This window comes from Ruminococcus flavefaciens ND2009 (assembly GCF_000621785.1).
GTDB lineage: Bacteria > Bacillota > Clostridia > Oscillospirales > Ruminococcaceae > Ruminococcus > Ruminococcus flavefaciens_C.
Genome location: NZ_JHXI01000007.1, coordinates 131,002 through 152,850, shown reverse-complemented (window position 1 = coordinate 152,850; position 21,849 = coordinate 131,002). Strand labels below are relative to the sequence as shown.

28 protein-coding genes are annotated in these 21,849 nt (G+C 42.9%); 13 read left to right on the top strand and 15 right to left on the bottom strand.

Going from position 1 to position 21,849, the window contains the following annotated elements; all coding sequences use genetic code 11:
* Positions 1-5 precede the first annotated feature (5 nt).
* The 5 genes from T488_RS0100795 to T488_RS0100770 all read left to right on the top strand — a co-directional run bounded on the left by T488_RS0100795 (position 6) and on the right by T488_RS0100770 (position 3,472).
* A complete protein-coding gene (locus T488_RS0100795; RefSeq protein ID WP_028519144.1) occupies positions 6-380 on the top strand; it encodes a hypothetical protein in 375 nt (124 codons plus the stop codon).
* Between the two features lie 328 nt (positions 381-708).
* Complete coding sequence (locus T488_RS0100785) at positions 709-2,070, top strand: radical SAM protein (RefSeq protein WP_028519143.1); 1,362 nt, start codon at positions 709-711, stop codon at positions 2,068-2,070.
* Positions 2,054-2,785, top strand: coding sequence for a hypothetical protein (locus T488_RS0100780; RefSeq protein WP_028519142.1), 732 nt, complete (start codon positions 2,054-2,056; stop codon positions 2,783-2,785). The genes T488_RS0100785 and T488_RS0100780 overlap by 17 nt, the downstream gene beginning before the upstream one ends.
* A 5-nt stretch (positions 2,786-2,790) precedes the next feature.
* Positions 2,791-3,051, top strand: coding sequence for a PqqD family protein (locus T488_RS0100775; protein ID WP_028519141.1), 261 nt, complete (start codon positions 2,791-2,793; stop codon positions 3,049-3,051).
* Positions 3,044-3,472, top strand: coding sequence for a S24/S26 family peptidase (locus tag T488_RS0100770; RefSeq protein WP_028519140.1), 429 nt, complete (start codon positions 3,044-3,046; stop codon positions 3,470-3,472). The genes T488_RS0100775 and T488_RS0100770 overlap by 8 nt, the downstream gene beginning before the upstream one ends.
* 76 nt (positions 3,473-3,548) lie before the next feature.
* On the opposite strand, the gene T488_RS19145 is transcribed toward T488_RS0100770, so the two are convergent.
* The 3 genes from T488_RS19145 to T488_RS0100760 all read right to left on the bottom strand — a co-directional run bounded on the left by T488_RS19145 (position 3,549) and on the right by T488_RS0100760 (position 6,823).
* Positions 3,549-3,782, bottom strand: coding sequence for a hypothetical protein (locus tag T488_RS19145; protein ID WP_196243247.1), 234 nt, complete (start codon positions 3,780-3,782; stop codon positions 3,549-3,551).
* A gap of 114 nt (positions 3,783-3,896) precedes the next feature.
* Positions 3,897-4,340 (bottom strand): Hsp20/alpha crystallin family protein, encoded by a 444-nt coding sequence (locus T488_RS0100765; RefSeq protein WP_002851770.1) that lies wholly within the window; start codon positions 4,338-4,340, stop codon positions 3,897-3,899.
* A gap of 263 nt (positions 4,341-4,603) precedes the next feature.
* Complete coding sequence (locus tag T488_RS0100760; RefSeq protein WP_028519139.1) at positions 4,604-6,823, bottom strand: metallophosphoesterase; 2,220 nt, start codon at positions 6,821-6,823, stop codon at positions 4,604-4,606.
* 20 nt (positions 6,824-6,843) lie between these two features.
* On the opposite strand from T488_RS0100760, the gene T488_RS20315 reads away from it, so the two are divergent.
* Genes T488_RS20315 through T488_RS16600 form a run of 3 tightly spaced genes read left to right on the top strand, consistent with a single transcriptional unit; the run spans position 6,844 to position 9,565 of the window.
* Positions 6,844-7,014: a hypothetical protein gene (locus T488_RS20315; protein WP_082320387.1), complete on the top strand. Its 171-nt coding sequence runs from the start codon at positions 6,844-6,846 to the stop codon at positions 7,012-7,014.
* Positions 7,015-7,051: 37 nt separating this feature from the next.
* Positions 7,052-8,593, top strand: a complete 1,542-nt coding sequence (locus T488_RS0100750; protein ID WP_028519138.1) for a DUF438 domain-containing protein — start codon at positions 7,052-7,054, stop codon at positions 8,591-8,593.
* Positions 8,594-8,653: 60 nt separating this feature from the next.
* On the top strand, positions 8,654-9,565 hold the full coding sequence (locus T488_RS16600; RefSeq protein ID WP_051536090.1) for a tyrosine-type recombinase/integrase: 912 nt from the start codon (positions 8,654-8,656) through the stop codon (positions 9,563-9,565).
* A gap of 430 nt (positions 9,566-9,995) precedes the next feature.
* On the opposite strand, the gene T488_RS0100740 is transcribed toward T488_RS16600, so the two are convergent.
* The 5 genes from T488_RS0100740 to T488_RS0100720 all read right to left on the bottom strand — a co-directional run bounded on the left by T488_RS0100740 (position 9,996) and on the right by T488_RS0100720 (position 14,823).
* Positions 9,996-11,603, bottom strand: a complete 1,608-nt coding sequence (locus T488_RS0100740) for a recombinase family protein (protein ID WP_028519137.1) — start codon at positions 11,601-11,603, stop codon at positions 9,996-9,998.
* A complete protein-coding gene (locus tag T488_RS18480; protein ID WP_051536088.1) occupies positions 11,575-12,471 on the bottom strand; it encodes a recombinase family protein in 897 nt (298 codons plus the stop codon). Before T488_RS18480 ends, T488_RS0100740 begins: the two co-directional genes overlap by 29 nt.
* 108 nt (positions 12,472-12,579) lie before the next feature.
* On the bottom strand, positions 12,580-12,912 hold the full coding sequence (locus T488_RS0100730) for a type II toxin-antitoxin system RelE/ParE family toxin (protein WP_028519136.1): 333 nt from the start codon (positions 12,910-12,912) through the stop codon (positions 12,580-12,582).
* Between the two features lie 3 nt (positions 12,913-12,915).
* Positions 12,916-13,221, bottom strand: coding sequence for a type II toxin-antitoxin system RelB/DinJ family antitoxin (locus T488_RS0100725; RefSeq protein WP_028519135.1), 306 nt, complete (start codon positions 13,219-13,221; stop codon positions 12,916-12,918).
* Positions 13,222-13,281: 60 nt separating this feature from the next.
* Positions 13,282-14,823, bottom strand: a complete 1,542-nt coding sequence (locus tag T488_RS0100720) for a recombinase family protein (RefSeq protein WP_028519134.1) — start codon at positions 14,821-14,823, stop codon at positions 13,282-13,284.
* Positions 14,824-14,997: 174 nt separating this feature from the next.
* Here T488_RS0100720 and T488_RS0100715 point away from each other — a divergent pair, with 174 nt between their 5' ends.
* The 4 genes from T488_RS0100715 (at position 14,998) to T488_RS16590 (ending at position 16,409) form a co-directional block, all read left to right on the top strand.
* The gene (locus T488_RS0100715; protein ID WP_037296644.1) at positions 14,998-15,297 is read left to right on the top strand and encodes a nucleotidyltransferase family protein; all 300 of its coding nucleotides are present in this window, start codon (positions 14,998-15,000) and stop codon (positions 15,295-15,297) included.
* Between the two features lie 94 nt (positions 15,298-15,391).
* Positions 15,392-15,565 (top strand): hypothetical protein, encoded by a 174-nt coding sequence (locus T488_RS19480; protein WP_155267131.1) that lies wholly within the window; start codon positions 15,392-15,394, stop codon positions 15,563-15,565.
* A 78-nt stretch (positions 15,566-15,643) separates the two neighbouring features.
* Positions 15,644-15,832, top strand: coding sequence for a hypothetical protein (locus tag T488_RS0100705; protein ID WP_028519132.1), 189 nt, complete (start codon positions 15,644-15,646; stop codon positions 15,830-15,832).
* Positions 15,833-15,857: 25 nt separating this feature from the next.
* Positions 15,858-16,409, top strand: coding sequence for a hypothetical protein (locus T488_RS16590; protein WP_051536087.1), 552 nt, complete (start codon positions 15,858-15,860; stop codon positions 16,407-16,409).
* A 59-nt stretch (positions 16,410-16,468) separates the two neighbouring features.
* Here the strand turns inward: T488_RS16590 and T488_RS19135 are convergent, their stop codons facing one another.
* Positions 16,469-16,579, bottom strand: coding sequence for a DUF3789 domain-containing protein (locus tag T488_RS19135; RefSeq protein WP_082320386.1), 111 nt, complete (start codon positions 16,577-16,579; stop codon positions 16,469-16,471).
* Entirely contained in the window at positions 16,576-16,755 is a 180-nt protein-coding gene (locus T488_RS0100690) for a hypothetical protein (RefSeq protein ID WP_028519131.1), read from the bottom strand. The genes T488_RS19135 and T488_RS0100690 overlap by 4 nt, the downstream gene beginning before the upstream one ends.
* Before the next feature lie 275 nt (positions 16,756-17,030).
* Here T488_RS0100690 and T488_RS0100685 point away from each other — a divergent pair, with 275 nt between their 5' ends.
* Positions 17,031-18,329 (top strand): RNA-binding domain-containing protein, encoded by a 1,299-nt coding sequence (locus T488_RS0100685; protein WP_028519130.1) that lies wholly within the window; start codon positions 17,031-17,033, stop codon positions 18,327-18,329.
* 34 nt (positions 18,330-18,363) lie between these two features.
* On the opposite strand, the gene T488_RS19130 is transcribed toward T488_RS0100685, so the two are convergent.
* From T488_RS19130 to T488_RS0100660, 5 genes are all read right to left on the bottom strand, one after another.
* Positions 18,364-18,474 (bottom strand): DUF3789 domain-containing protein, encoded by a 111-nt coding sequence (locus tag T488_RS19130; protein WP_082320385.1) that lies wholly within the window; start codon positions 18,472-18,474, stop codon positions 18,364-18,366.
* Positions 18,471-18,650 (bottom strand): hypothetical protein, encoded by a 180-nt coding sequence (locus T488_RS0100675; RefSeq protein ID WP_028519129.1) that lies wholly within the window; start codon positions 18,648-18,650, stop codon positions 18,471-18,473. The genes T488_RS19130 and T488_RS0100675 overlap by 4 nt, the downstream gene beginning before the upstream one ends.
* Positions 18,643-20,544 carry an ATP-dependent DNA helicase gene (locus T488_RS0100670; protein ID WP_028519128.1) on the bottom strand — a complete coding sequence of 634 codons (1,902 nt, stop codon included), beginning with the start codon at positions 20,542-20,544 and terminating at the stop codon, positions 18,643-18,645. The genes T488_RS0100675 and T488_RS0100670 overlap by 8 nt, the downstream gene beginning before the upstream one ends.
* A gap of 2 nt (positions 20,545-20,546) precedes the next feature.
* Positions 20,547-20,906, bottom strand: a complete 360-nt coding sequence (locus T488_RS0100665) for a type II toxin-antitoxin system PemK/MazF family toxin (RefSeq protein ID WP_028519127.1) — start codon at positions 20,904-20,906, stop codon at positions 20,547-20,549.
* A 503-nt stretch (positions 20,907-21,409) separates the two neighbouring features.
* On the bottom strand, positions 21,410-21,832 hold the full coding sequence (locus tag T488_RS0100660; RefSeq protein WP_028519126.1) for a sigma factor-like helix-turn-helix DNA-binding protein: 423 nt from the start codon (positions 21,830-21,832) through the stop codon (positions 21,410-21,412).
* Between the last annotated feature and the right edge of the window lie 17 nt (positions 21,833-21,849).

Genomic DNA, 21,849 nt, shown 5'->3' with positions numbered 1-21,849 from the left:
TTTAAATGACAAACAAAATTATTCTCATATCCGGCATGATATTAACTGTGTGCCTAAGCGGATGCAAAGGCGAGGATAACTCGTCTGAACAAAATCACTCTGATTCGGCTGTAGTCACTACAAGTGTTACGAATACTGAAGCTACAACTTCCTCTGTGATAACTACAACTGCGCTTGCCGCTGAGGAAACGACAGTTCCGCAGACGACAACTACTCCGGCGGTCAGTGAGACAACTTCCGCTCCGGAAGAGACTGAGACTGCTGACGAGAAAGTCACGGGAGTAACTGACAGCGAAAACATAATAACAGATGTGCCCGAAACAGAAGATAACAACGGATTACCGGATAATCTGAATCTTGATGAAAATGAATGGGCATAATTATTTATCAGTGTACACCAGTATAAACTGTTGTATAAATAAATATACCGGGGAAGGAAGTGAAACAAAATGAAGTATACTACACCTGAGATCGATGTTATTGCTTTCGAGGCTGAGGATGTTATCTCAACATCATGCATAAACATTGATGAAAATGAGTGGGCTTGATCAATCCCAATTCATTCAGCAGCATAGCACCTTTTTAGAGTGTGCCGGCTGAATGTCAGCTTATCAATCAGCTGATAAAACTCGAAGGCAAGGGCTGTACGGCTGGTTTATTGCTGTGCAGCCTTTTGCTGAAAATAAAGGCGGTGATCATATCAGGATTTTGAGACAAGGTGACAGCCGAGTCACAAGGATCATAAACAGGAAAAAAATCAGCGAAGATGCCGGATTCCGGATCTCGCTGTTCACATATCTGTATTCAGAAAACGGCAGGTATCTTATCACCAATACGCTGACAAGAGAGGTCATTGAGCTTACTGAAGCAGAATGGAAGGCACTTCAGCAGATCAGATCTGAAACGGTAAACTTTAAGTTTGTTGCTGAAATCGGACTTGAACAGCTTGTTGTATCAAGATATATTGTTGAAGCGGAATATGATGAGGTTGGACAGTACAAGAATGTAGTGTTTATCATGAAAACAGTTGCCGGGAAAAAGAAGGGCTACAGTACATATACCATCTGGCCTACAACAGGCTGTAATGCAAGGTGTATCTATTGCTTTGAAGAGAGCTTCAAAAGCAGAACCATGACAGCTGAGACTGCGGACAGAGTGGTTGGATTCATAAATGATACCAGGCAGGACGGCGAGATCGAGATAAAATGGTTTGGCGGAGAACCACTGTTAGGTCACGAAATGATCTCATATATTTGCCGAAAGCTGAAAGAAAATAATATTTCTTTTGTATCAACAATGATAACCAATTGCAGTCTTGTTACAGAGAAACTCGCAAAAGAAATAAGCAGCCTCTGGAATATGAAGAGAGTGCAGATCTCATTGGACGGTGACAGAACTGACTACGAAAGAAGAAAAAGATACTGCGCTCCTGATAAGTACAACTATGATACTGTAATAAAAGGAATACGCTATCTTGCAGCAGAAGGACTCAAGATCAATATCAGATGCAATGTCGACAGCAATAATATCGACGGACTTGCCGCATTTGCAGATCAGTTAAAAGCCGATATAGGAGATATACATAATATTAATCTTTATCTTTCTCCGTTGTTTGGCGTTGATGAGTGCAGACCCACAAAAGAACTATTTGGAAAGATGGCTGCACTTACTGAGTATTTTGCATCTATCGGATTAGTTAAGAAAAAACATAATGCTGATTCAAAGTTCAAGGTCAATTACTGTATAGCAGATTCTATGGATACCACAATAGGTATCGGTCCTGACGGAGAACTAAATAACTGTGATTCTCTTCTGGAACAAAATGTATGGGGGAATATCTTTGACGGCGTGACCGATAAAACAAAATTTGATGAGCTTTACAGTCAGGCAGAAATAGATGAAGCGTGCGGAAAATGCTGCTTCCTGCCGCAATGTACGCCGTTTTATAAACAAAGATGTCCTCTGTATATGGATGAATGCTTTGACTATAAAATAATGACAACAGAAAGAATGATGCACGATCTCCTTAAAGGGGGAAATACGGAAACAGACTATGAAGAAGAATTATAAGATAGCGGATAAAGTCATTGAGGTTACCTCAATATATAACGGAGTCCATGAATACTGCAAGGATTATCTGACTGATGAAAAAGCAGATTTTTCAATAGAGATCACACCTGATGATATAAAATATGAAAAGCAGAAGTCGGATTCAGAGTATGCTTATGAGGGCCTGCCAATGCCAAACTTTTCGGAGGGACTGCTTGAGGAAACGGCAGTATACCGAAAAATAGCTGAAAAAATGCCCGACTGCGACACAGTTGTATTTCACGGCTCTGTAATTGCTGTTGACGGACAGGCTTACCTCTTTACGGCAAGATCAGGCACAGGAAAGTCAACTCATACACGCTTGTGGAGAGAGTATCTTGGTGACAGGGCTGTTATGGTAAATGATGACAAGCCAATGCTCAGGATCACTGACAGCGGCGTTACAGCATATGGCACTCCTTATAACGGAAAGCACAGGCTTGGCACGAATACAGCAGCTCCTCTGAGAGCCATATGTATACTTACCCGAGGTGATAAGAACAGTATTGCCAGAATTGGTAAATCTGATGCTTATGCTATGATCTTACAGCAGGTGTACCGTCCTAAGGATCCTCTGCAAATGATCAAGACTCTAAATCTTGTGGACAAGCTGACAGAAAAAGTTCTGCTGTACAAGCTTGCCTGCAATATGGATATTTCTGCGGCAGAAGTCGCATATAACTCAATGAAAGGATAGATATTATGAAACTTAACAGTGCATTTTTAACACACGATGACAATGGTCAGAAGCTCATTGTTTCTACAGGAGCAAGCAAATTTGCAGGATTGGTCCGCAGCAATGAGCCAGCCGGGTTTATTATCGGCTGTCTTGAACAGGAGACCACTCTTTCCGAGATCACTGAGAAAATGGCGGCAAGGTATGACGCACCCAAAGATGTCATAGAGCGTGATGTTAAGAATATCATTGACCAGCTCAGGAAGATCGGTGCGATAGATGAATAAGTCGTCTTTCGAGGAACAGCTCGAAAAAAACGGAAGGCTTATATATACGAACAAGGGCGACAGCATGATGCCGCTTATCAAGCAGGACAGGGATCTGGTTGTCATTGAGCCCGTTCATGACAGACTGAAAAAATATGATGTACCGTTGTATAAGCGTGATAACGGGAAACACATCCTGCACCGGGTACTCAAGGTCCGCAGAGATGACTATGTCATGTGTGGGGATAATCGTTGGGCGAAGGAGTACGGCATACAGGACAGACACATTATCGGCGTTCTTACTGCCGTTATCCGAAATGGAAAAGAGATAAAGGTTACCGATACCAAGTACAGATTATATGTTCATCTGTGGTGTGATCTTTTCCCGGTTAGGGCGTTTATTGTACACGTTATAAGCAAGATCAGAAGAATAATGCTGTAAGAATAGTCACAGCATTGGCAAGGATCGCTGAGAAGCAATTCAAACAGCTTTCACTGCAAGATCTCTGACGTTATAATCAGATGATATTAATCTGTAATTTTAACCTACACACCCCAAAGCTCTGCTTATCACGTTCAAGCAGCGTATCAGGGAACAAATTGAGCCACTTGTGGCTGAAGCTGGTATTTCCGAAGTAAGCATCGAAGTTGGAAACAGGCAGGATAACATAGTCTGAATCGTCGGGTTTGTTGGCGATGCAGTAAGCGATAACAGTTTCCGTAACCTCATACTGCGGTGACAGATATAACATCGTGAAGAAGGTCGATAAGCACAAAAACTGCACTAAAGTGTAAAAAACTCCCCGGAACTGCTCATATGAACAGCTCCGGGGAGTATTATTTTGGGATATGAACTTAGCGAGGTATTATCCCTCAATGGCAATATACTTGTGATTTTCCAGCTTCTTTGGCTCTGCCTTCGGAACGCAGATGTTAAGAACACCGTCCTCAAATTTAGCCTTTACATCGGCTTCGGTAACAGTATCACCGATGTAGAAGCTCCTCTGCATTGCGCCTGCATAACGCTCCTGACGGATCAGCTTGCCCTTCTTTGACTTTTCGTCTTTGTCAAGTCCCTTTGCGGCGCTGACAGTCAGATAACCGTTCTGAAGCTCAAGATTGATCTGGTCTTTCTTGAAGCCCGGCAGGTCGATCACGATCTCATAGTGGTCGTCATGCTCATGAACATCGGTCTTCATTACCTGTGCAGCGTGTTTGCCGTACAGCTTCTTCTCCACATCTCTGCCAAAATCAGGGAATCTGAAGAAATCATCGAATAAATTTTCACCGAAAATGCTTGGATACAACATAGGTCAGTCCTCCTTTTTACTCGTCACATTGTTTCCATTGCTTCGAGCAAGGGGACGGAGGGTTCAGCACCCGGATCCTTTGGTGCTTCTCTGTTCCTTTGTTCTGATTATATTATAGCACTCCGAATTAGCACTGTCAAGGTGAGAGTGCTAATTTTCACACAGGTTTCATATTTTTGACAGGAATGTCACATTAGCCAACTGAAAAAATCTCTCAGTGAGAATGGAGAAATGCGTCCTGTGCTGATTGACTATTATGCAGATTATGCTAAAATTAGTACAGCTTTTAAAAGCATACTAACGGACAGACAAAGGTATAGCTTACTCAAAGCTGTCCTCTTAAAGAAGCAGATGCTTTCACGGTAGAAAGCATCTGCTTTTTGTTGTGTTATAGAATCAAGCGGTATCTGTTCTGACTCCCATGTGCTGTCGGCGTGAATGGTAATCAGTTCAGCACCACGCTGTTTTGTCTCTTTTTCAATGCCGGGCATTGCGAGGTAGTCGATGCTCATGCCGTAGGTCAGGCGGATACCCTTGTACTCGATAGACGCATTATTGTAGTGGTCGTGACCACAGAAGAATCCCGTCGTGCTGCCAAGCTCAAGGGCGGTATCGAACATCTTGCTCGGATAGTCCGAGCAGCACACAAGATCGTTGGTGATACCGCCGTGGTCACCGGGGTTTTCGCCGTAGAAGTATTTCACCTCGTCGCTGCCGTCAAGAAAAAGTTCAGTGGCGGTCTTGTACTCCTGCAAGGGGATATGGAAGAACACCATTGAATTTACCGTGTGACCTGCCTCAGCGTTCATTCGCTGGACTTCATCGGCATACCAGTCCACCTGATCGTCGTGGATATAGTCATAAACGTTGATGCCCTCGCCCGTGTAGGCGTTTGAGTCTATCATAAAAAGCCCCGTGTTCAGCGAGCCGTCAGCATTTCTTATCTCGATCAGCTGATTGTTCCTGCCCATAACATCGGGCTGGGTGTAGGGGTAAAGCAGATTGCCCGAGGTCTTGAAAGACAGCGACTTGTAGACCTCGTTCAGCTCCTGTTTGTTTGCAGATGCAAGCGACTCGGTATCGTGGTTGCCGTAGGTGAATGCCCACGGAATGCCGGTATTTCGCATAAATGCCGCAAACTGCCCCACAGGTGCGGTGTTGTTCAGCGACATGGACATAATACCCAGCGGAAAGCTAAGGTCGCCCGTGACCACAACAAGGTCAGGGTGGGTATGCTCTATCTCCGCATAGCAAGCCCTCAGCGCCTTTATATCCTTGCGGTAGGAGTACAGACTTCCGCCGATGTGAATGTCGGTAAGATGCAGTATCTTGAAATCATCTGTGGTTTTGGTTATGGTGTAAACTCCCGTTTCGTCATTGTACTCTATCTTGTGAGTGTTATGCGCGACAACTGGAACGGAATTGATGTAGCTTTGCGTGTACCATGTGTCCTGCTGTAAGATCATAAAGCCCGATGCCGCAACTGCAACAGCCGTATAAACAGCTATTCTCGGTTTGTTGATGACGATATTTCTGAATGTGACCTTGCGTCTTAATGTGAGATCATAGACTATGACGAGCAGTCCGAAAATTATCCCTGCTATCATAAAGACATTTCCGGGGTATGCTATATCCTTGCTCTTTATGACTGTAAATGCGGTCACGGCAAGCCAGTAGACAGCCGAAAAAATCGTAATGCCTATGATGTGCTTTTTGTACTTGTCCTTATCGGGAATATTTATCCTCCGCCTTATCATTCTGAGGGAGAGGATATTCTTTATCAGCAGAAATACGGGTATCTCTATCACAATGCTGTTATTGAAGAAGTTTTCCGCAAATTCAGCCGACTTTGAATTGCCGAAGAAGTAAAAGCTCAGCTCCGATGCCACAAACACGAACACCACCGCAAACAGCAGAGCAATTCCGTTGAGCAGACGTTTTGCGTACTTATCGCTTCGGGTACGGAGATATTTGTAGGAATCGGTGTCGTATTTGCTTCCCTCGGTGGCTTTCTCGGTTTTCAGATATTTGCGGAACGGAAATGATGCGATAAATAGATCTACTGATATAACAAACACATTTCCGATAACTGCAACGGGTTTAGCTGTGATGTTGTAGATAAGCCAGAACAACTGCAATAGTGCAAACACCGCAAATGCCGATGTAAAATATATCCTCAGACGCTGTTTCCATATCTCCTTTTTCAGCGGACGAATATCAACAGCTTCCGTATCGCCGCGCCATTTTTCGGCACTTTCCGCAGGATAGCCTGCAAGCTCTGCCATTTGCGAGAGCTTGCCGTACCTGCCCAGCAATTCCTCCAAAGCCTCGTCCTCGTGGCGGTCAGCCTTTATCTTGTCAAACTCTGTGTTAAGTGCCTGTGTTATTTTATCCTGTGCCTGCGTGACCTCCTCGGAATAGGGAATGTCATCAAACATCATATCAACGACCGCTTTGATCTTGCGGTTTTGCTTGTCAAACATTTTGCCTTGCAGCTCATGAGATGGGACTGGCTACGGTTATAATGGGTATCTATGATGAGGACAAGCTGCCGACTTTTATTGGATTGCCGGAGGATCAGGTCTTGACTGCTATCATCGCGCCGGGTTATGCAGCGGATACACCTGATAGCCCGAAACGCAAAGGTGCGGACAAATTATTGAGGTATATTTGAGGGGCGAAACCAAGAAAACGGAAAGCGGTGTCACATTATGGCAAAGATCATCAACTTAAAGAAAACAGTACACGATCTTGTTAAGGAATATCCGGAAGTCAAGGATATCATGCTTGAACTCGGCTTTACGGAGATCACAAAGCCAGCAAAGCTGCAAACGCTCGGCAGAGTCATGACTATTCCAAAGGGTGCAGGAATGATGAAAATTCCTATGGAGACTGTCATTAAGGCTTTTGCAGAAAAGGGCTTTGAGGTCATCGGTGCTGATGAGGTATCGGCAGAAAAAGCGGAAAGCGATGAGCCTGTAACAAGCCCTGTTGCTGATGAGAATATACGCATTGCTCTGCTGAAAAGCTATCTTGTACGTTTGGGACGCGGCGAGGATCTGGAAACCGTCCGTGCTGCATTTGTGGAGAATTTCAGCGATGTTGAAGCAAGCGAGATCATGAAAGCGGAGCAGGCTCTTATCAAGGAGGGTACGCCTGTCTCCGAGGTGCAGCGGCTCTGCGATGTTCATTCGGCGCTGTTTCACGGTGCTACCCGTGAGGAACAGATCGCTAATGCAGAACGTGCTGTGGAGGAATCCTTGAAAAGAGAACAGCAGCCCTCGTGGCAGGAGGTCAGGGCAAAGGGTAAGCCGAAGGAGGCATATACCGATAAGCAGGAGCGTGCCGATCAGCTTGCAAAGGTCAAGGGACACCCGCTATACACGTTCACACAGGAAAACAATGCTCTTGCAAAGCTGATAAACGTGCTGAAAGATAAGCTCGACAGCGGTGATGTTGTTTCCGCCGAGCTGACCGCACTGCGTGATATCTCGATACACTATGCGAAGAAAGGCGATCTGCTGTATCCGCATCTGAAAGTGAAATATGACATTATCGGACCCTCTGATGTCATGTGGACAGTCGATGATGAGATCAGGGACGAAATTTCTTCTCTTGCAAAAGATACAGAGCATACTGCCGATCGGACGGAGCGCCTGAAGGCTGTCCTGAAACGTGCGGAGGAAATGATCTATAAGGAGCAGAATATCCTGTTTCCGATATGTGCGGTGAATTTCACGCTGGAGGAATGGTATGGCATTTACCGGGATTCCAAGGACTATGCAGACTGCTTCAACGTGTCGAATGAGATATGGGAAGAAGCCGAAAATGTTGCTCCTGCCGAAAAGCAAAATGTGGACAATGATGAAATCGTAATGCCCGGCGGTCATATGACAGTAGAGCAGATAACCGCATTGTTCAACACGATACCTATGGAGATCACCTTTGTCGATGCGGACAACATCAACCGTTTTTTCAACGAGGGAGAAAAGGTATTCAAACGTCCGGGAATGGCGATAGACCGAGAGGTGTTCTCCTGCCACCCGCCAAAGATCGAACAGATGGTAAGAGGTATCATTGACGATTTCCGCAATAACCGCCGTGACTGTGTTCCCGTATGGATGGACAAGGGCGGCAGAACGATGCTTGTAAGATATATGGCAGTTCGTGACAGGGACGGCAAGTATCTCGGAACAGTGGAGCTTGTGCAGGATATGGAGTTTGTGAAAGAGCATTTTAATTCACAGGAATAAGGATAAGGGCGATACAGATCGTTTCATGTATCGCCATTCAATATAACAGGAGGTATTATTATGGAACAGAAGGGCAACATCACAAAGTCCACATACACAAGCTACAAGCGGTACATGGACGTACACATGATACCATTTTTCAAAAAGATGAAGATAAAGGTCAAGGAGATAACAGGCGACGAGATAAACGAGTATTACGCTTACCTCAGAGCCAAAGGTCTGAAAGGCACAAGCTGTCAACGGCACCATTCGCTCCTGCACCTTGCATTCAAGTCTGCAATGAAGCGTCGTATCATTCCGACAAATCCTGTCGATCAGGCTGACCGCCCGAAGTCGGTGCAGTTCATCGGGAACTACTATAACGCTGAGGAGATAAAGCAGCTCATCGACTGCACAAAGGACGATCCGCTGCACATCGTCATCATTATAGCTGCCTATTACGGACTCCGCCGCAGCGAGGTCATCGGACTTAAATGGTCAGCGGTGGACTTCGTAGGCAAGACCATAAGCATCAAGCACAAGGTCCTGCAGGACGAGGATGGAGTGGCAGGCTACGATGTTATGAAAACGAAATCGTCATACAGAACCCTTCCGCTGATACCCGTAGTCGAGCAGGCACTCATCGCCGAGCGTGAGCATCAGGCAGAGATGAAGAAGGCATTCGGCAGAGGTTACTGCAAGAAATACGAGGACTACATCTGCGTAGACGCTGTTGGAGAGCTGATACGTCCCAACTATGTGTCAGACCATTTCCCCATAGTGCTCCGCAAGAACGGTCTGCGGAAGATACGTTTCCATGACCTGCGGCATAGTTGTGCCAGTCTGCTCCTTGCAAACGGAGTACAGATGAAGTTGATACAGGAATGGCTTGGTCACAGCGACATAGGTACAACGAGCAACGTGTACAGCCATGTGGACAGCGAAAGCAAGAAGCTGAGTGCGGAGGCGATAGCTAAAGCACTCTCAGAGTAAAATAAAAGCCTCCGGACGTTATGTCCGGAGGTCTAACATAAACAGTATATTTGAAATCGTAATTAGTTTAATGCGCGGAATGAAAATCGCGCCCCAGAAAAACTGAGACGCGAAATTGGCTGCGCGGGCTCCGCGCTGTGCCCCCATGACTTTATAGATGACATATGATAAATGGTTATTTTAAGCCTTTTAGTCAAATTAATATATTCAAAAAATAATTGTATGCAATACACAAAGAGAATTTAAACGTACAGTCTTGTATATAAATTGCAGCCTTACAGCTATTTCCTTAATATATGATTATTATAGCAATAATTTCTGTTCATGTCACGCCCTTGTTTTGATGCCCGCCCTTCTAATTCTAAAATGTTCTTCTCTCTAACGATAAAAGCTCGTTTATGAACTATTACATTCATAGACGAGCTTTCTCTTATTTCTCCACTTCAACTGTGGTTTCTATCCCACCTTTGAAGACTATCGTTATTTCTGTCTTGCTGTTGACCTTTATACACTCTATAAGCTTTCTGACCAGCATATCGTTATATTCTGTCAGTTCGCAGGTGCTGTTGTCTATTTTCTTAAGTGCCTGAGCTATCCGCGACCTTTTGTTATTATCGATATTATTATTTTCTTCCAGAACTTTCAGTCGAGAGTTAAGTTTCTGTTCCTCAGCATACATCTTTTGGAACTGTTCGTCCAGAGCTTCCTCATCCATAGTTCCGGCTGCTATTAGGGTGATGTAATCATTTCGGGCATCATCGATCTCCCTAAGCCTTTTCTGAATCTCATTTGTTTGTTTCAGGCTTACTCCTGCCATTGCTTGTTCTACATTGCTTTTCAGTAGTTCCTTTATACTATTATTGCAGTCATAGTACTCATTAATGGCTGACAGTATCGCTTTATGAAGCTTATCTTCATGAAGTGACGGTGATTGCTTGCAGTATCGTTTACCGTAATCTAATCGACTTACACATCGCCATACCGGGCATTTTCTGCCGTGGATATTCCATACTTGTCTCCTATATGCTGATCCACATTCTGCACATACCATTATTTCACTTAAAGCATATTTGCCTGAATACCTGCCTTGCTGTGATACTGTTTTTTCGCTCTTTTTTCGCATTGATGATCTGCGCGTAAGTTCTTGTTGAACGAGGTTATATGTATCTCTGTCTACTATCGCATCATGTGCATCAGTTACAAGGTACTTTGCGCGCTCTCCATTATTCTTTACGGATTTATGGGTTATGCAGTCAACAGTATATGTTTTTTGAAGCAAGGCATCTCCGACGTACTTTTCGTTTGATAATATTGAATGAATGCCATTTATAGTCCATTCAGCATATTCACGCTTAGGTATGTTCAAGTTTTTCAGATGCTGAGCAATTTGTCTAAGTGTCAATCCGTCAAGATACAGCTTATATATCAGCCTTACCACTTCAGCTTCTTCAGGAATTATTTCCGGTTTTCCGTCTGCACCTTTGCGGTAACCATATAGGTTGTTATAGCTATATCTGACCTTTCCGTCACGGAAGGCTTTCTCTACGCCCCAAGATACGTTTTTGCTTATTGATTCCGACTCCGCTTGTGCGAAACTTCCGTACAGGGCTATCATGAACTCTGAGGTCATCGTCAGGGTGTTTATGTTTTCTTTCTCAAATATAACGCCGATGCCGAGGTCCTTGAGCTGTCGGACATATTCAAGGGTATCAACTGTATTTCGTGCGAATCGGCTTATGGACTTACAGAGGACCAGGTCAATTTTCCGCTTCTTGCAGAGCCTTATCATCTTATTGAACTCGGTACGCTTCTTGGTCTGAGTTCCCGATATGCCTTCGTCGGCGAATATGCCTGCAAGCTCCCATTCCTTATTCTTATTGATAAGGTCAGTGTAGTAATCAATCTGAACTTGATAACTGTTCTGCTGTTCCTCTTGCTCGGTGCTAACTCGGCAGTAGGCTGCGACTCTGAGCTGGTGGTACTTATCTGTGGTATCAGCACTTATTTTCTTAGTCGCAGGTATCATCGTAACTTCCAATTTCTTTGCTCCTCTCCGTTATATTATTCAGTTTTACTCCGTTTATAAGTTCGAGTCCTATTGTAGCATTATGACTGACAGTTATGTATTCAGCGCATTTCTTCAAGAGCTCGATGTCAAGGGTGTTTTGCTGTTTTTTATCTAAAAGCTGCTTTTTCAGCAACTCTGTTTTCTGCGGAATGTCGCTATATGTACAACAATCATATTTCATTTGTGCCAGCTGCAGTATCGCACATTTCACTCGATCATAGTCTATTTCAGGGTTATCCATGAGCCTTGATACCTCATTGTTCTGCTTTAGTACTTCTCCGTCAGGTGTATAAACACTCATCTCGGAGTCTGTATCCAGCAGACTCGGATTTGCTATCGCTGAGTTAAGCATATTAAGTACTGCCGATAATATCATCTGATCTGTAGCTTTGAATTCAAATGCTCCGCAACGATATGTCTTGCAGGTCCATGTACCGTTCTGATTTCTGAACAGTCTTTTTCGACATTCAGCACATATTGTCATGTTCCGTATTTCTTTCAGTTCATCGGGGACTATGCATATGTTGGTTGCTTTCTTCAGCTTTTTATTATTAGCTCTGTGAAAGATGTCGGGGGATATGATCTGTGGATATATCTCAGTCCCAAGGTACTTTTCATTTTCAAGAATACGCTTTATCATATTCTTGTTCCATGTGCTGTCCTCACAAGGATGATATGGTATACCTTCTGCTTGCAGTTCTTTGGATATGTCAAGCAGACTTCTCCCTTTAAGGTATTCAGCAAATATTTTGGATACGGCATATACCTCTCTCGGGTGTGTTGTTATCTCTCCGTTTATCATCTGATACCCGAATGGGATCCTTCGATTTTTAGCCATTTCTGCACCTCCTTCCTTCACAAGGATACCACATATCCGTTTTCTTATCTATCACCAGATCCAACAAAAACAGCGCTTTGTTTTTGTTCACAAAGCGCTGTTTTTAGACTATTTGTTTCGTTTGTTCACTTGCTTTTGCTGATCCATGCGAACATAGATCACAGCAATAACACTTACTGTTTTTGATTCGTCATCGTTTATATAATAAACGTAATAATTCTTAACTATGATTTTTCTTACTCCCAATGCTCCCCAAGGCTGTTCATCCACGACCTTATACCTCGAAGGCATAGTTTCAAGAGATGTGATCTCCTTACGTAGTTCTTCCTGTAAAGTCATTGCTGCTTGAGGATTTGCAAGCTCACGAGCAATATATCTTACGCTGTTTCTGATATCTTCCTGAGCTTCGGGAGTGATTATTACTTTAAACTTTTCAACCATTTGTTACAGGAGCTCCTCTTTCAATGAATCGAAAAACTCATTAGCTTCAACGCCCTCGCCGTTTTTAGCCTGTGCCAGACCCCTGGCAAGTTTAGCGTCAAATTCTTCTTTTGTCATTTCATCTAACGATTTTAGCGTTGTCGGAGGAATAGACGGTCTGAACGGCAGACCGTTCCACAGAATGATCTGTCTATAAAACATATTGATTCCGTTTGAAGCCGATATTCCAAGACTTGAGAGAATAGACTCTGCCTTTTCTTTGATCTCAGGCTCTACTCGTGCCGCAACATTTGAACTTTTGATTGCCATATCAGCACCACCTTTCTGACTCTATTATACCACTTTGTATATCGTATTGCAATACCTTTTCTATATTTTTTCTTTAAATTTTATATTTGATATGAGTGTAAATTCAAGGGTGGTATCCTGTACAGTTATACTTTCTACTATCATTCTGAACGTCTCCTCATTGAATTCTGTCAATATACCTGACTGACTATCTATGCAGTCTATAAGTATATCGAGCTGCTCGAGAGTGTTATCCTCGTTATCGGCTTTAGCTGTTTTTTTTAGTTCTCGTTCCTGTCTTGCAAGTTGGCTTTCCAGTTCAGTGAGCTTTTCGTTGTACTTCTTCTCATCCATGAAGCCTTTCTTTCTGAGTCTGGATAGGACATGACGCTGTTCCTTGATATCGGCGATATTCTTATGTATATCTATTATTTTAGTATTACCGCTGAAACGGCGCATATTAAGTTCTTGTAAGCTTCGACGTAAGGGGAGAAGTATCTCTCGATAGTGCTGTATCAGCTTATTGCACATTCTTATAAAACATGATTTCAATGCATCATCCGGGATTACCACAGAATCACACAATTCTGCACTGATATCATGTTCACGGCATACCCAATAGTATTTGTCTCGGTTCTTTTTATGCTTACAAGCTGCTCCGCACTTACCACATTGTATTCTCGATGTATATATATTTGTCTCTCCTTTAGATTTATAGTATTGTTTACCATTCATCTTCTGGAGTTCCTGGACCTTATAGAACATTTCTGGCGATATAATCGCCTCATGGGAATCGGTTAGCAAGAATTTATCTCTTTCACCTTTATTTATAATCCTTTTTACAGGTAGTGTGTCTGTACCATATGTCTTTTGAAACAGCATATTGCCTATATATCGTTCATTGGTTAATATGTATTGTACATTGTATAGATACCATTTTGAGCCGCCATGTATAGGTGGTATTTTAGCTTTATTCAACTCATTCACAATTCCTTGAGCCCCGAGTCCACTTAAGTAATTATTAAATATCATTTTTACTATCTCAGCCTTGGGAGGATCTATTTCCAGTGTACCGTTCTTCATAATATATCCATATGGAATACTCGGAGTCTTATATGTACCGTTTTCCATGCGTTTTCTTACGCTCCAGCGTAAGTTTTGAGATATTGATGTGGACTCTTCCTGAGCCAGACTGCCCATAACTGTTATCATCAACTCATCACTGGTCTTGGTGGTATCGATGTTTTCCTTTTCAAAGTATATCGATATCCCAAGCTCTCTCAGGAGTCTGACAGTATTAAGACAGTCCTTGGTGTTTCTGGCAAATCGGCTGAGTGACTTTGCATATATCCTGTCTATCTTTCCTCGCTTGCAGTCACGGATCAGCCTTTGGAATTCTGTTCGCTTAGCTGTGCCTGTTCCTGAGATCCCCTCATCTGCATATATATCTACAAGCTCCTCAGTTTCAGAACCATTGAATTTCTCACTATAAAACCTGACCTGTGCTGCGTAGGAGTGCAGTTGGTCCTCGCTGCTTGAAGATACTCGGCAATAAGCCGCACAGCGTATTTTGTGTATCGTACTCTCGGCTTTTACCGGAGCAATATATGTAACATTAGCCATACTGAGCCTCCTTTCAACACACAAGAATACCACACTCCGCTCGGAAATGGTATCACCAATGTCAATAAATGCGGCGGTTCACATTTGTGCAAACCGCCATTCTTCCAAGCCTCTTGATTTTTACCGCTTCCAATGCTATACTTTTATTAGAAAAAACAGATTGGAGGCGTTATTATGAATAATACTTACACTGTTTCGCAGATACAAGATATTCTTGTACCTGTCTTTCGGGAGTACAATATTCGCAAAGCTATTCTTTTCGGTTCATATGCCAAGGGATCAGCTAAAGACAAAAGTGATATCGACCTCCTTGTTGACAGCGGCTTAAAGGGGCTTGCGTTCTTTGGCCTGCTTGAAGATGTTGTCAATGCACTTGGCAAAGACGTAGATCTTCTTGATATTTCACAGGTTATTAGTGATTCAGATATAGAAAATGAGATAAAAGCAACCGGTATTGTTATTTATGAGAAATAAAACGTTTGGCACTCAAACTCTTGTTTTATTGGTTTATTTATGGTATAATAATGTATAGGCAAAACATTGCCGATCTTATTGAGGAGGTTATTATATGGCACAAAATACAAGATATGGGAAACCATCTATGACTGATCTTCCGCCAGAACTTGGTCGACAGATCATTAACGAAATAATGCATGCTCCTCGTCCGGATACTCTTACTATTCAAAAGAAAAACCTTGAGGTTATGGAAGAACTAAGACGTAAACTGGAGATAATTAAATGAAGAGTTCTTGCATTTCTTTTTAAAATAGCATATAATATATATAGGGAAAGAATCCCAATTCTTTAAGGAGGTGCTGCTATGGCAACATCAAGTATCTTCGCAAGTTTCAATATCAAGGACAGAAAAACAGCCGAAGCTTTTGCAGAAGCACTTGACCAGTCTGCAAAAGAGCCGACGCGAGTACCTACATCGCCTGCTCCGTCACACATAACGGACAGAGATAAGATCTTAGAACTTCTCGCACAAAGGAAGAAAAACAATAAATAACCATTCTGATATTAATATATTAGACTTGCTGGACACCGTCGGAGAGGATGAAGTTAAAAGCATTCTCTCCGATTTTTCCTGTCTCAAAAATCAAGAAATTGAGGATTTTCTACTGAAAAACGCTATTGAATTCGCAAAACGAAAAATGTCCATTACATACCTCGTTTTTGATGAATTCCTACAGCTTGTAGGCTATTTTACGCTCACTCACAAATCATCGCTTATCCCCATAGAGATGTTAAGTAAAACAAGCCAGAAGAAGTTGTCTATGCACGCTAAACTTGACGAATCGATTAATTGTTTTGATGTATCAGCTTTCCTTATAGCTCAGTTCGGAAAGAATTTCGCAGTTGCAGACGGAACAACAGTATCTGGTGATCATCTCATGGACGATGTTTTTAGCATACTTGCTGAAGCTCAGCACCTAATAGGTGGCGGTGCTGTATTTCTTGAATGTGAAGATAACGAAAATCTATTGAGCTTCTATCAGAATGATAATAATCGTTTCAAGCTTTATGGTGAGCGAATATCTAAAAAAGAAGACAAGAAGTATCTACAACTTCTGAGATTCTTTTGATACTTATAATAATTCAAACAATTTAATAAGTTATCCAACATATATGTATTAAGCTCCACTCATTTGAGTGGAGCTTCTTCATTATCAGCTCTGCTCGCCGCTATACAGAAGCACATAGCAAGAACTCCCACAGTTACGCCGAACATTGCTCCTGCGATGAAGTGTATCATGCGTTCACCTCCCATTCACGGATAGTCATGTACCTTTCAGTAACAGTAACTTCGTTGATCTCACGAATTCTGACCTTCTCGGTTTCGGACACCTCCTTCTCGACAGCAGCAGAACCAAGTATCTGGTCCATTACTGCCAGCATATAATCTGCAAGTCCGGGTTTGTTGTTATTCATTTTTATCTTCCTCCCTTTTTTACCGGAGCAAAATATGTAACATTAGCCATACTTAGCCTCCTTTCAACACACAAGGATACCACACTCCGCTCGGAATTGGTATCATCAAAGGGAACAAATGCGGCGGTTCACATTTGTGCAAACCGCTGATTTGTTTTTTTCGACTTCTTTTACTTGACAAAACCATATCTATCAGTTATAATTTGTTATATACCGTTAGATTGTTAGATAACCGTTGGATAACCGTTAGATAACGGTTGAATAGGAGGCATAAGATGATAGAAAACGAAATTACCGAGTTCAAGCGTGAATATGTTGATGATATCAAAAAGAGCGTCATTGCTTTTGCAAACACAAACGGCGGAAGCATATTCATTGGCATTGACAACGACGGCACTCCAGTCGGAGTTGAAGATACCGATGATTGTCAATTAAAGCTCAGCAGCTCTCTCCATGATTCGATTCGTCCAGATGTTACGATGTTTACTGATATAAAAGTCGTAGTCATGGATGGAAAGAATATAGTTAAGATAAGTGTACAGCGCGGTACCGCAAGACCTTATTACCTTGCAGGCAAAGGTGTACGTCCTGAAGGCATATATATACGTCAAGGTTCAGCAAATGTTCCTGCATCTGAAGAAAGGATTTTAAATCTTATCCGTGAAACAGCCGGCGATAATTATGAGACAGAGCGTTCGCTTACTCAAGAACTGACGTTCAATACTGCTGATAAGTATTTTGCAGAAAGGTCATTACCTTTTGGTACTGAGCAAAAAAGAACACTTCACCTTATTTCAGAAGACGGAACTTATTCTAATCTGGCACTGCTGCTATCAGATCAATGTGAACATACAATAAAATTCGCCGTATTTGAAGGTTCTGTCAAGACCAATTTCAAGGATCGCCGAGAATTCTCAGGCTCCCTTTTCAAGCAGCTTGAGGAAACATATAGCTATATCGGTCAATTCAATCATATTCGCTCAGAATTTGAAGGACTTCGCAGAATAGATATATATGACTATCCTATTGAAGCCATCAGAGAAGCATTGCTTAATTCAATAGTTCACAGGGAATACAGTTACTCTGCAAGTACACTAATAAGCATTTTTGACGATCGTATGGAATTTGTGACCATAGGAGGACTTCCCAAGGGAATTTCAGCCAATGATATAATGCTTGGTATTTCAGTACCTCGGAATAAAAATCTTGCAGAAGTCTTTTATCGGCTTCATCTTATTGAAGCATACGGAACTGGTCTGCCTAAGATTAACGAATGCTACTCTGAATCCGATGTGAAGCCCACTGTAGAGATCACAGACAATGCTTTCAAGATAACCTTGCCGAACTTCAATTATTGTACTGTTCGTTCCTCAAAAGAGTCTGCCAACCTATCTGAAAGAGAGAAAGCCATTATTGATTATCTTAAAGATAATGCATATATCACACGACCTGTAGTACAAGAGCTTACAAAATGCTCGCAAACAACTGCGATCAGCACACTTACCCGATTAGTAGAAAAAGGGTATATCGTTAAAAGCGGCAATGCTTCTGCTACAAAATATAGTCTTTCTTAATATTATTCCATACAATATGTATGATAAGCTCCACTCATTTGAGTGGAGCTTCTTCATTATCAGCTTTGCTCGCTGCTATGCAGAAGCACATAGCAAGAACTCCCACAGTTCCGCCGAACATTGCGCCTGCGATAAACTGTATCATGCGTTCACCTCCCATTCACGAATAGTCATGTACCTTTCAGTAACAGTAACTTCGTTGATCTCACGGATCCTTACCTTCTCAGTCTCGGATATTTCCTTTTCTATGGCAGCACTACCTATGATCTGGTCCATAACTGCCAGCATATAATCTGCAAGTCCGGGTCTGTTATTATTCATTTTTGTTTTCCTCCCTTATCTTTCTCCAGAACCTTTTAAGCTCCGTTATGTTTTCAGTTGTATTATTTTCAGGCAGTGACGACAGCACATCCTCCCTATACGCTGTTTTTATTCTGCTGCTTGCTCTTGGGTCAAGTATTGAAACGATACCCTTGTCGCCGGCATTTCTGATGAGCCGCCCTGCACCTTGTTTCAGCTTTATCACCATTTCGGGAACTGCAACTTCCAGAAGCGGACACTCTGCCTTTGACATCTTATACTCCATGATCGGCTCGGGTACGGGAAACGGCAGTTTGAATATTATCACCTGTGATAAACTCTCGCCCTCGACGTTTATTCCTTCCCAATATGTTCCGGTGCCAAGTATGACCGAATCCACATTTTTACGGAAGTTTTCAAGCCTTTGTTCCTGAGACGAGTCGCTGCTCTGTATCATTATCTTATACGGCAACCCTGCACTTGTCAGCTGTCCAAAGACATAGTCTCTGTCGTCCTTTGCTGTAAAGAGAATAAGCGTTTTTCCATGTGTTATCTTCAGCAGTCTGACTATCTCGGCAATGGCTTCCTGGCGGTAACGATTGCGGTTATACCTTTTCGGACAAGGCAGCTTATTGGACACATACATCATAGAATGCTCATCGTAGTTGTAAGGTGACTTCTTGGGTTCGGTAATACATATATCATCAGGACAGCCGAGACTATCCATGAAGTAACCATATCTGTCTTTGAGTGTTCCTGAATTCTGAGATGTTAATGTTGCCGAAGTCAGTATCGTGCTCCTTGAACTTGAAAACAGCAGTCTACCTATATCTCTGCGTATATCTTTCCTGCACACATTTATGCGAACACCGTGCTCGTTGGACAGCCATACAAGGTTGGCATTGCTTTCTGAGTCTCTCAGTGTTTGCAGGCTATGCAGCCTTCGGTTTGTCCTCATTTCTATCTCTTTCATATTTGAGCGCAGCTTGAGGACCAGCTTCTTTATTTCCGTACTCGGTCGATAATAAAAGGTCTTCATATCAGCGTCCGCTGCTGCCTGCTGCTGAGATATGTCATTTTTAAGGAAATTGAAGAAAGTATCGACCATTTTTATAGTCTCGATTATAAGACGTGACATAGTGTTCTTTCTGTTGCTTGTGACTTTCATTATCTCTCTGCTGATCTCTCTCTGACTGAAAGAGTTGGTGAAAGCGTCCCTGAACTTGCTTTCGAGATTATGTGCCTCATCAACAACTATAGTGCTGAGATTTCCCTTGAATATCCCTCTGCCTGATTCCATGTTAAGAAGGTGCGACACCAGCATATTCTGATTACAGATAACAATTGAATCATTACAGCGGATACGCTCTCGCATTTGCAGGTACTCGCATCTTCCTCTGTATTTACAGTCATCACACTTCTGACCAACTGAATTTATGCACACCTTATCCCATGCTCTGTCGGTAACACTCAGTGCTGATTTACGCTGGACTCCACGCAATGCCAGTTCAAAGAGAGCGGCAAATTCTTCGTTTTCCTTACGATGCTTTCTCGCTTCCCTGAGACATATGTAATTCTTCATTCCTTTAGCCACCTCGACTTTCGCTTTTACTCCTATCATTTTGAGGACATTATGTACATCACGTTCGAGCTGCTCCTGCAATGCGATAGTTGACGTTGCTATCACTACCTGTCTGCGGTCACGAAAGAACTGCTGTACTATCGGCACAAGATAGGCGATCGACTTTCCGATTCCGACCTCAGCTTCAACTATCAGTGAGCTTTTATTCATGATCGCCTGTGCTATCTCCTGAGACATCTCGACCTGTCCCTGACGGCGTTCAAGACCGTTACGTTCTGCTTCATCAAAAAATCTGCTGACCGCTGTATCGAGCGGTAATTCCATTATTTTCATAGTTATTTCAACCCCTTGTTATCCATATCAAGGCTTATCCTTAGTGCTTTCTCTATCCTTCGGATATCCTTTTCACTTAGTCTGCCGATATACTTTTTCAGTCTTAATACTGATATAGTCCTTATCTGCTCTGTCAAAACACAGCCCTGATACTTCGTGAGAATACCGTAATGTATTATCACATGATTGGGTAGCTGAGCTTTCATCTGAGATGTGATAGGAACAATTATCGTCGTATCGGCATAGTGATTGCCCTTGTTGTTCTGAATTATCACCACAGGGCGTTCGTTTGCCTGTTCTGAGCCAATACCTTGTCCCAGATCGGCAACGTACATATCTCCACGTTTGGGTATCAGCATCATATCTCTCCTTTATGTAAGTGGGACTGCCTTGCAGCAGCCCCATGTATTGTTGTCCGCATATATCGTTTCATATGCAGACGCACCTCCGCAGGGGTGCTTTACCGTCACGCTGTGCGACGGCATTTTCCTTAATCAAAGGCCTCGGATAATCTCTCGCCATTTCTGACGCCCTCCGGGGAGGGGAGCGCATAAGCCGAACAGAGTCCTCACTGTTCACGCAGATCCTTGTCTCTCTGCCCTTACGGAGTCAGAGCCGCTGGTGCGGACGGGCGCGCAAGTCGGCTGTCATTGCCATAATGGGAGTGGCTCCGCTCCCACCGTCATGCTCATATTTATCGCTCGCCCGTTTCCGGGGTCGTGGCGTATGGATGTCCGCGGCTCGCAGGTTTGTTGCCCACACCGATCTTGCTGCACACTTATGCGCTGCTATTCAATTGTCAAGTTTAGCGAAGTGCTTTATTGCCCTTCACTAAGTAGCCGGTGGGAAGGGATGTTTTTGGCCACTATTTTAAAATTTCAGCAATTTTAACAATCCAGCGACTAACAGAACGCCTTGGTATCAGTAAAATTGACGAAGCGTCTTCCTGTTTCATTTCCAAAACCTTACATAAATAGTAAGCACGTCTTTGTTCCGGGCGCAGCTCTGACAACTGTCTTCTCTTATCAATGTCTGTTATGTACTCATGCCAGTTTTCTTCAATATTGCACTCGTCAATGATGCTATCACTGCTTTGGAGTGTATCTTCGTAGTCAGACAGATCATGCTTCTTTTCAAGGTAAGCCCTGTCCGAAAGAAATGTCTCATAGTCGAACTCCCAGATAGCAGATATCTGCTCATCTGTCATTCCAAGCTCACGGTAGAGCTTTTCATTTTTCTGCCATTCATTGTCAAACTTTTTCTTTTCAAGTCCATGATTATATCCCATTATTTTGACCTCCGTGT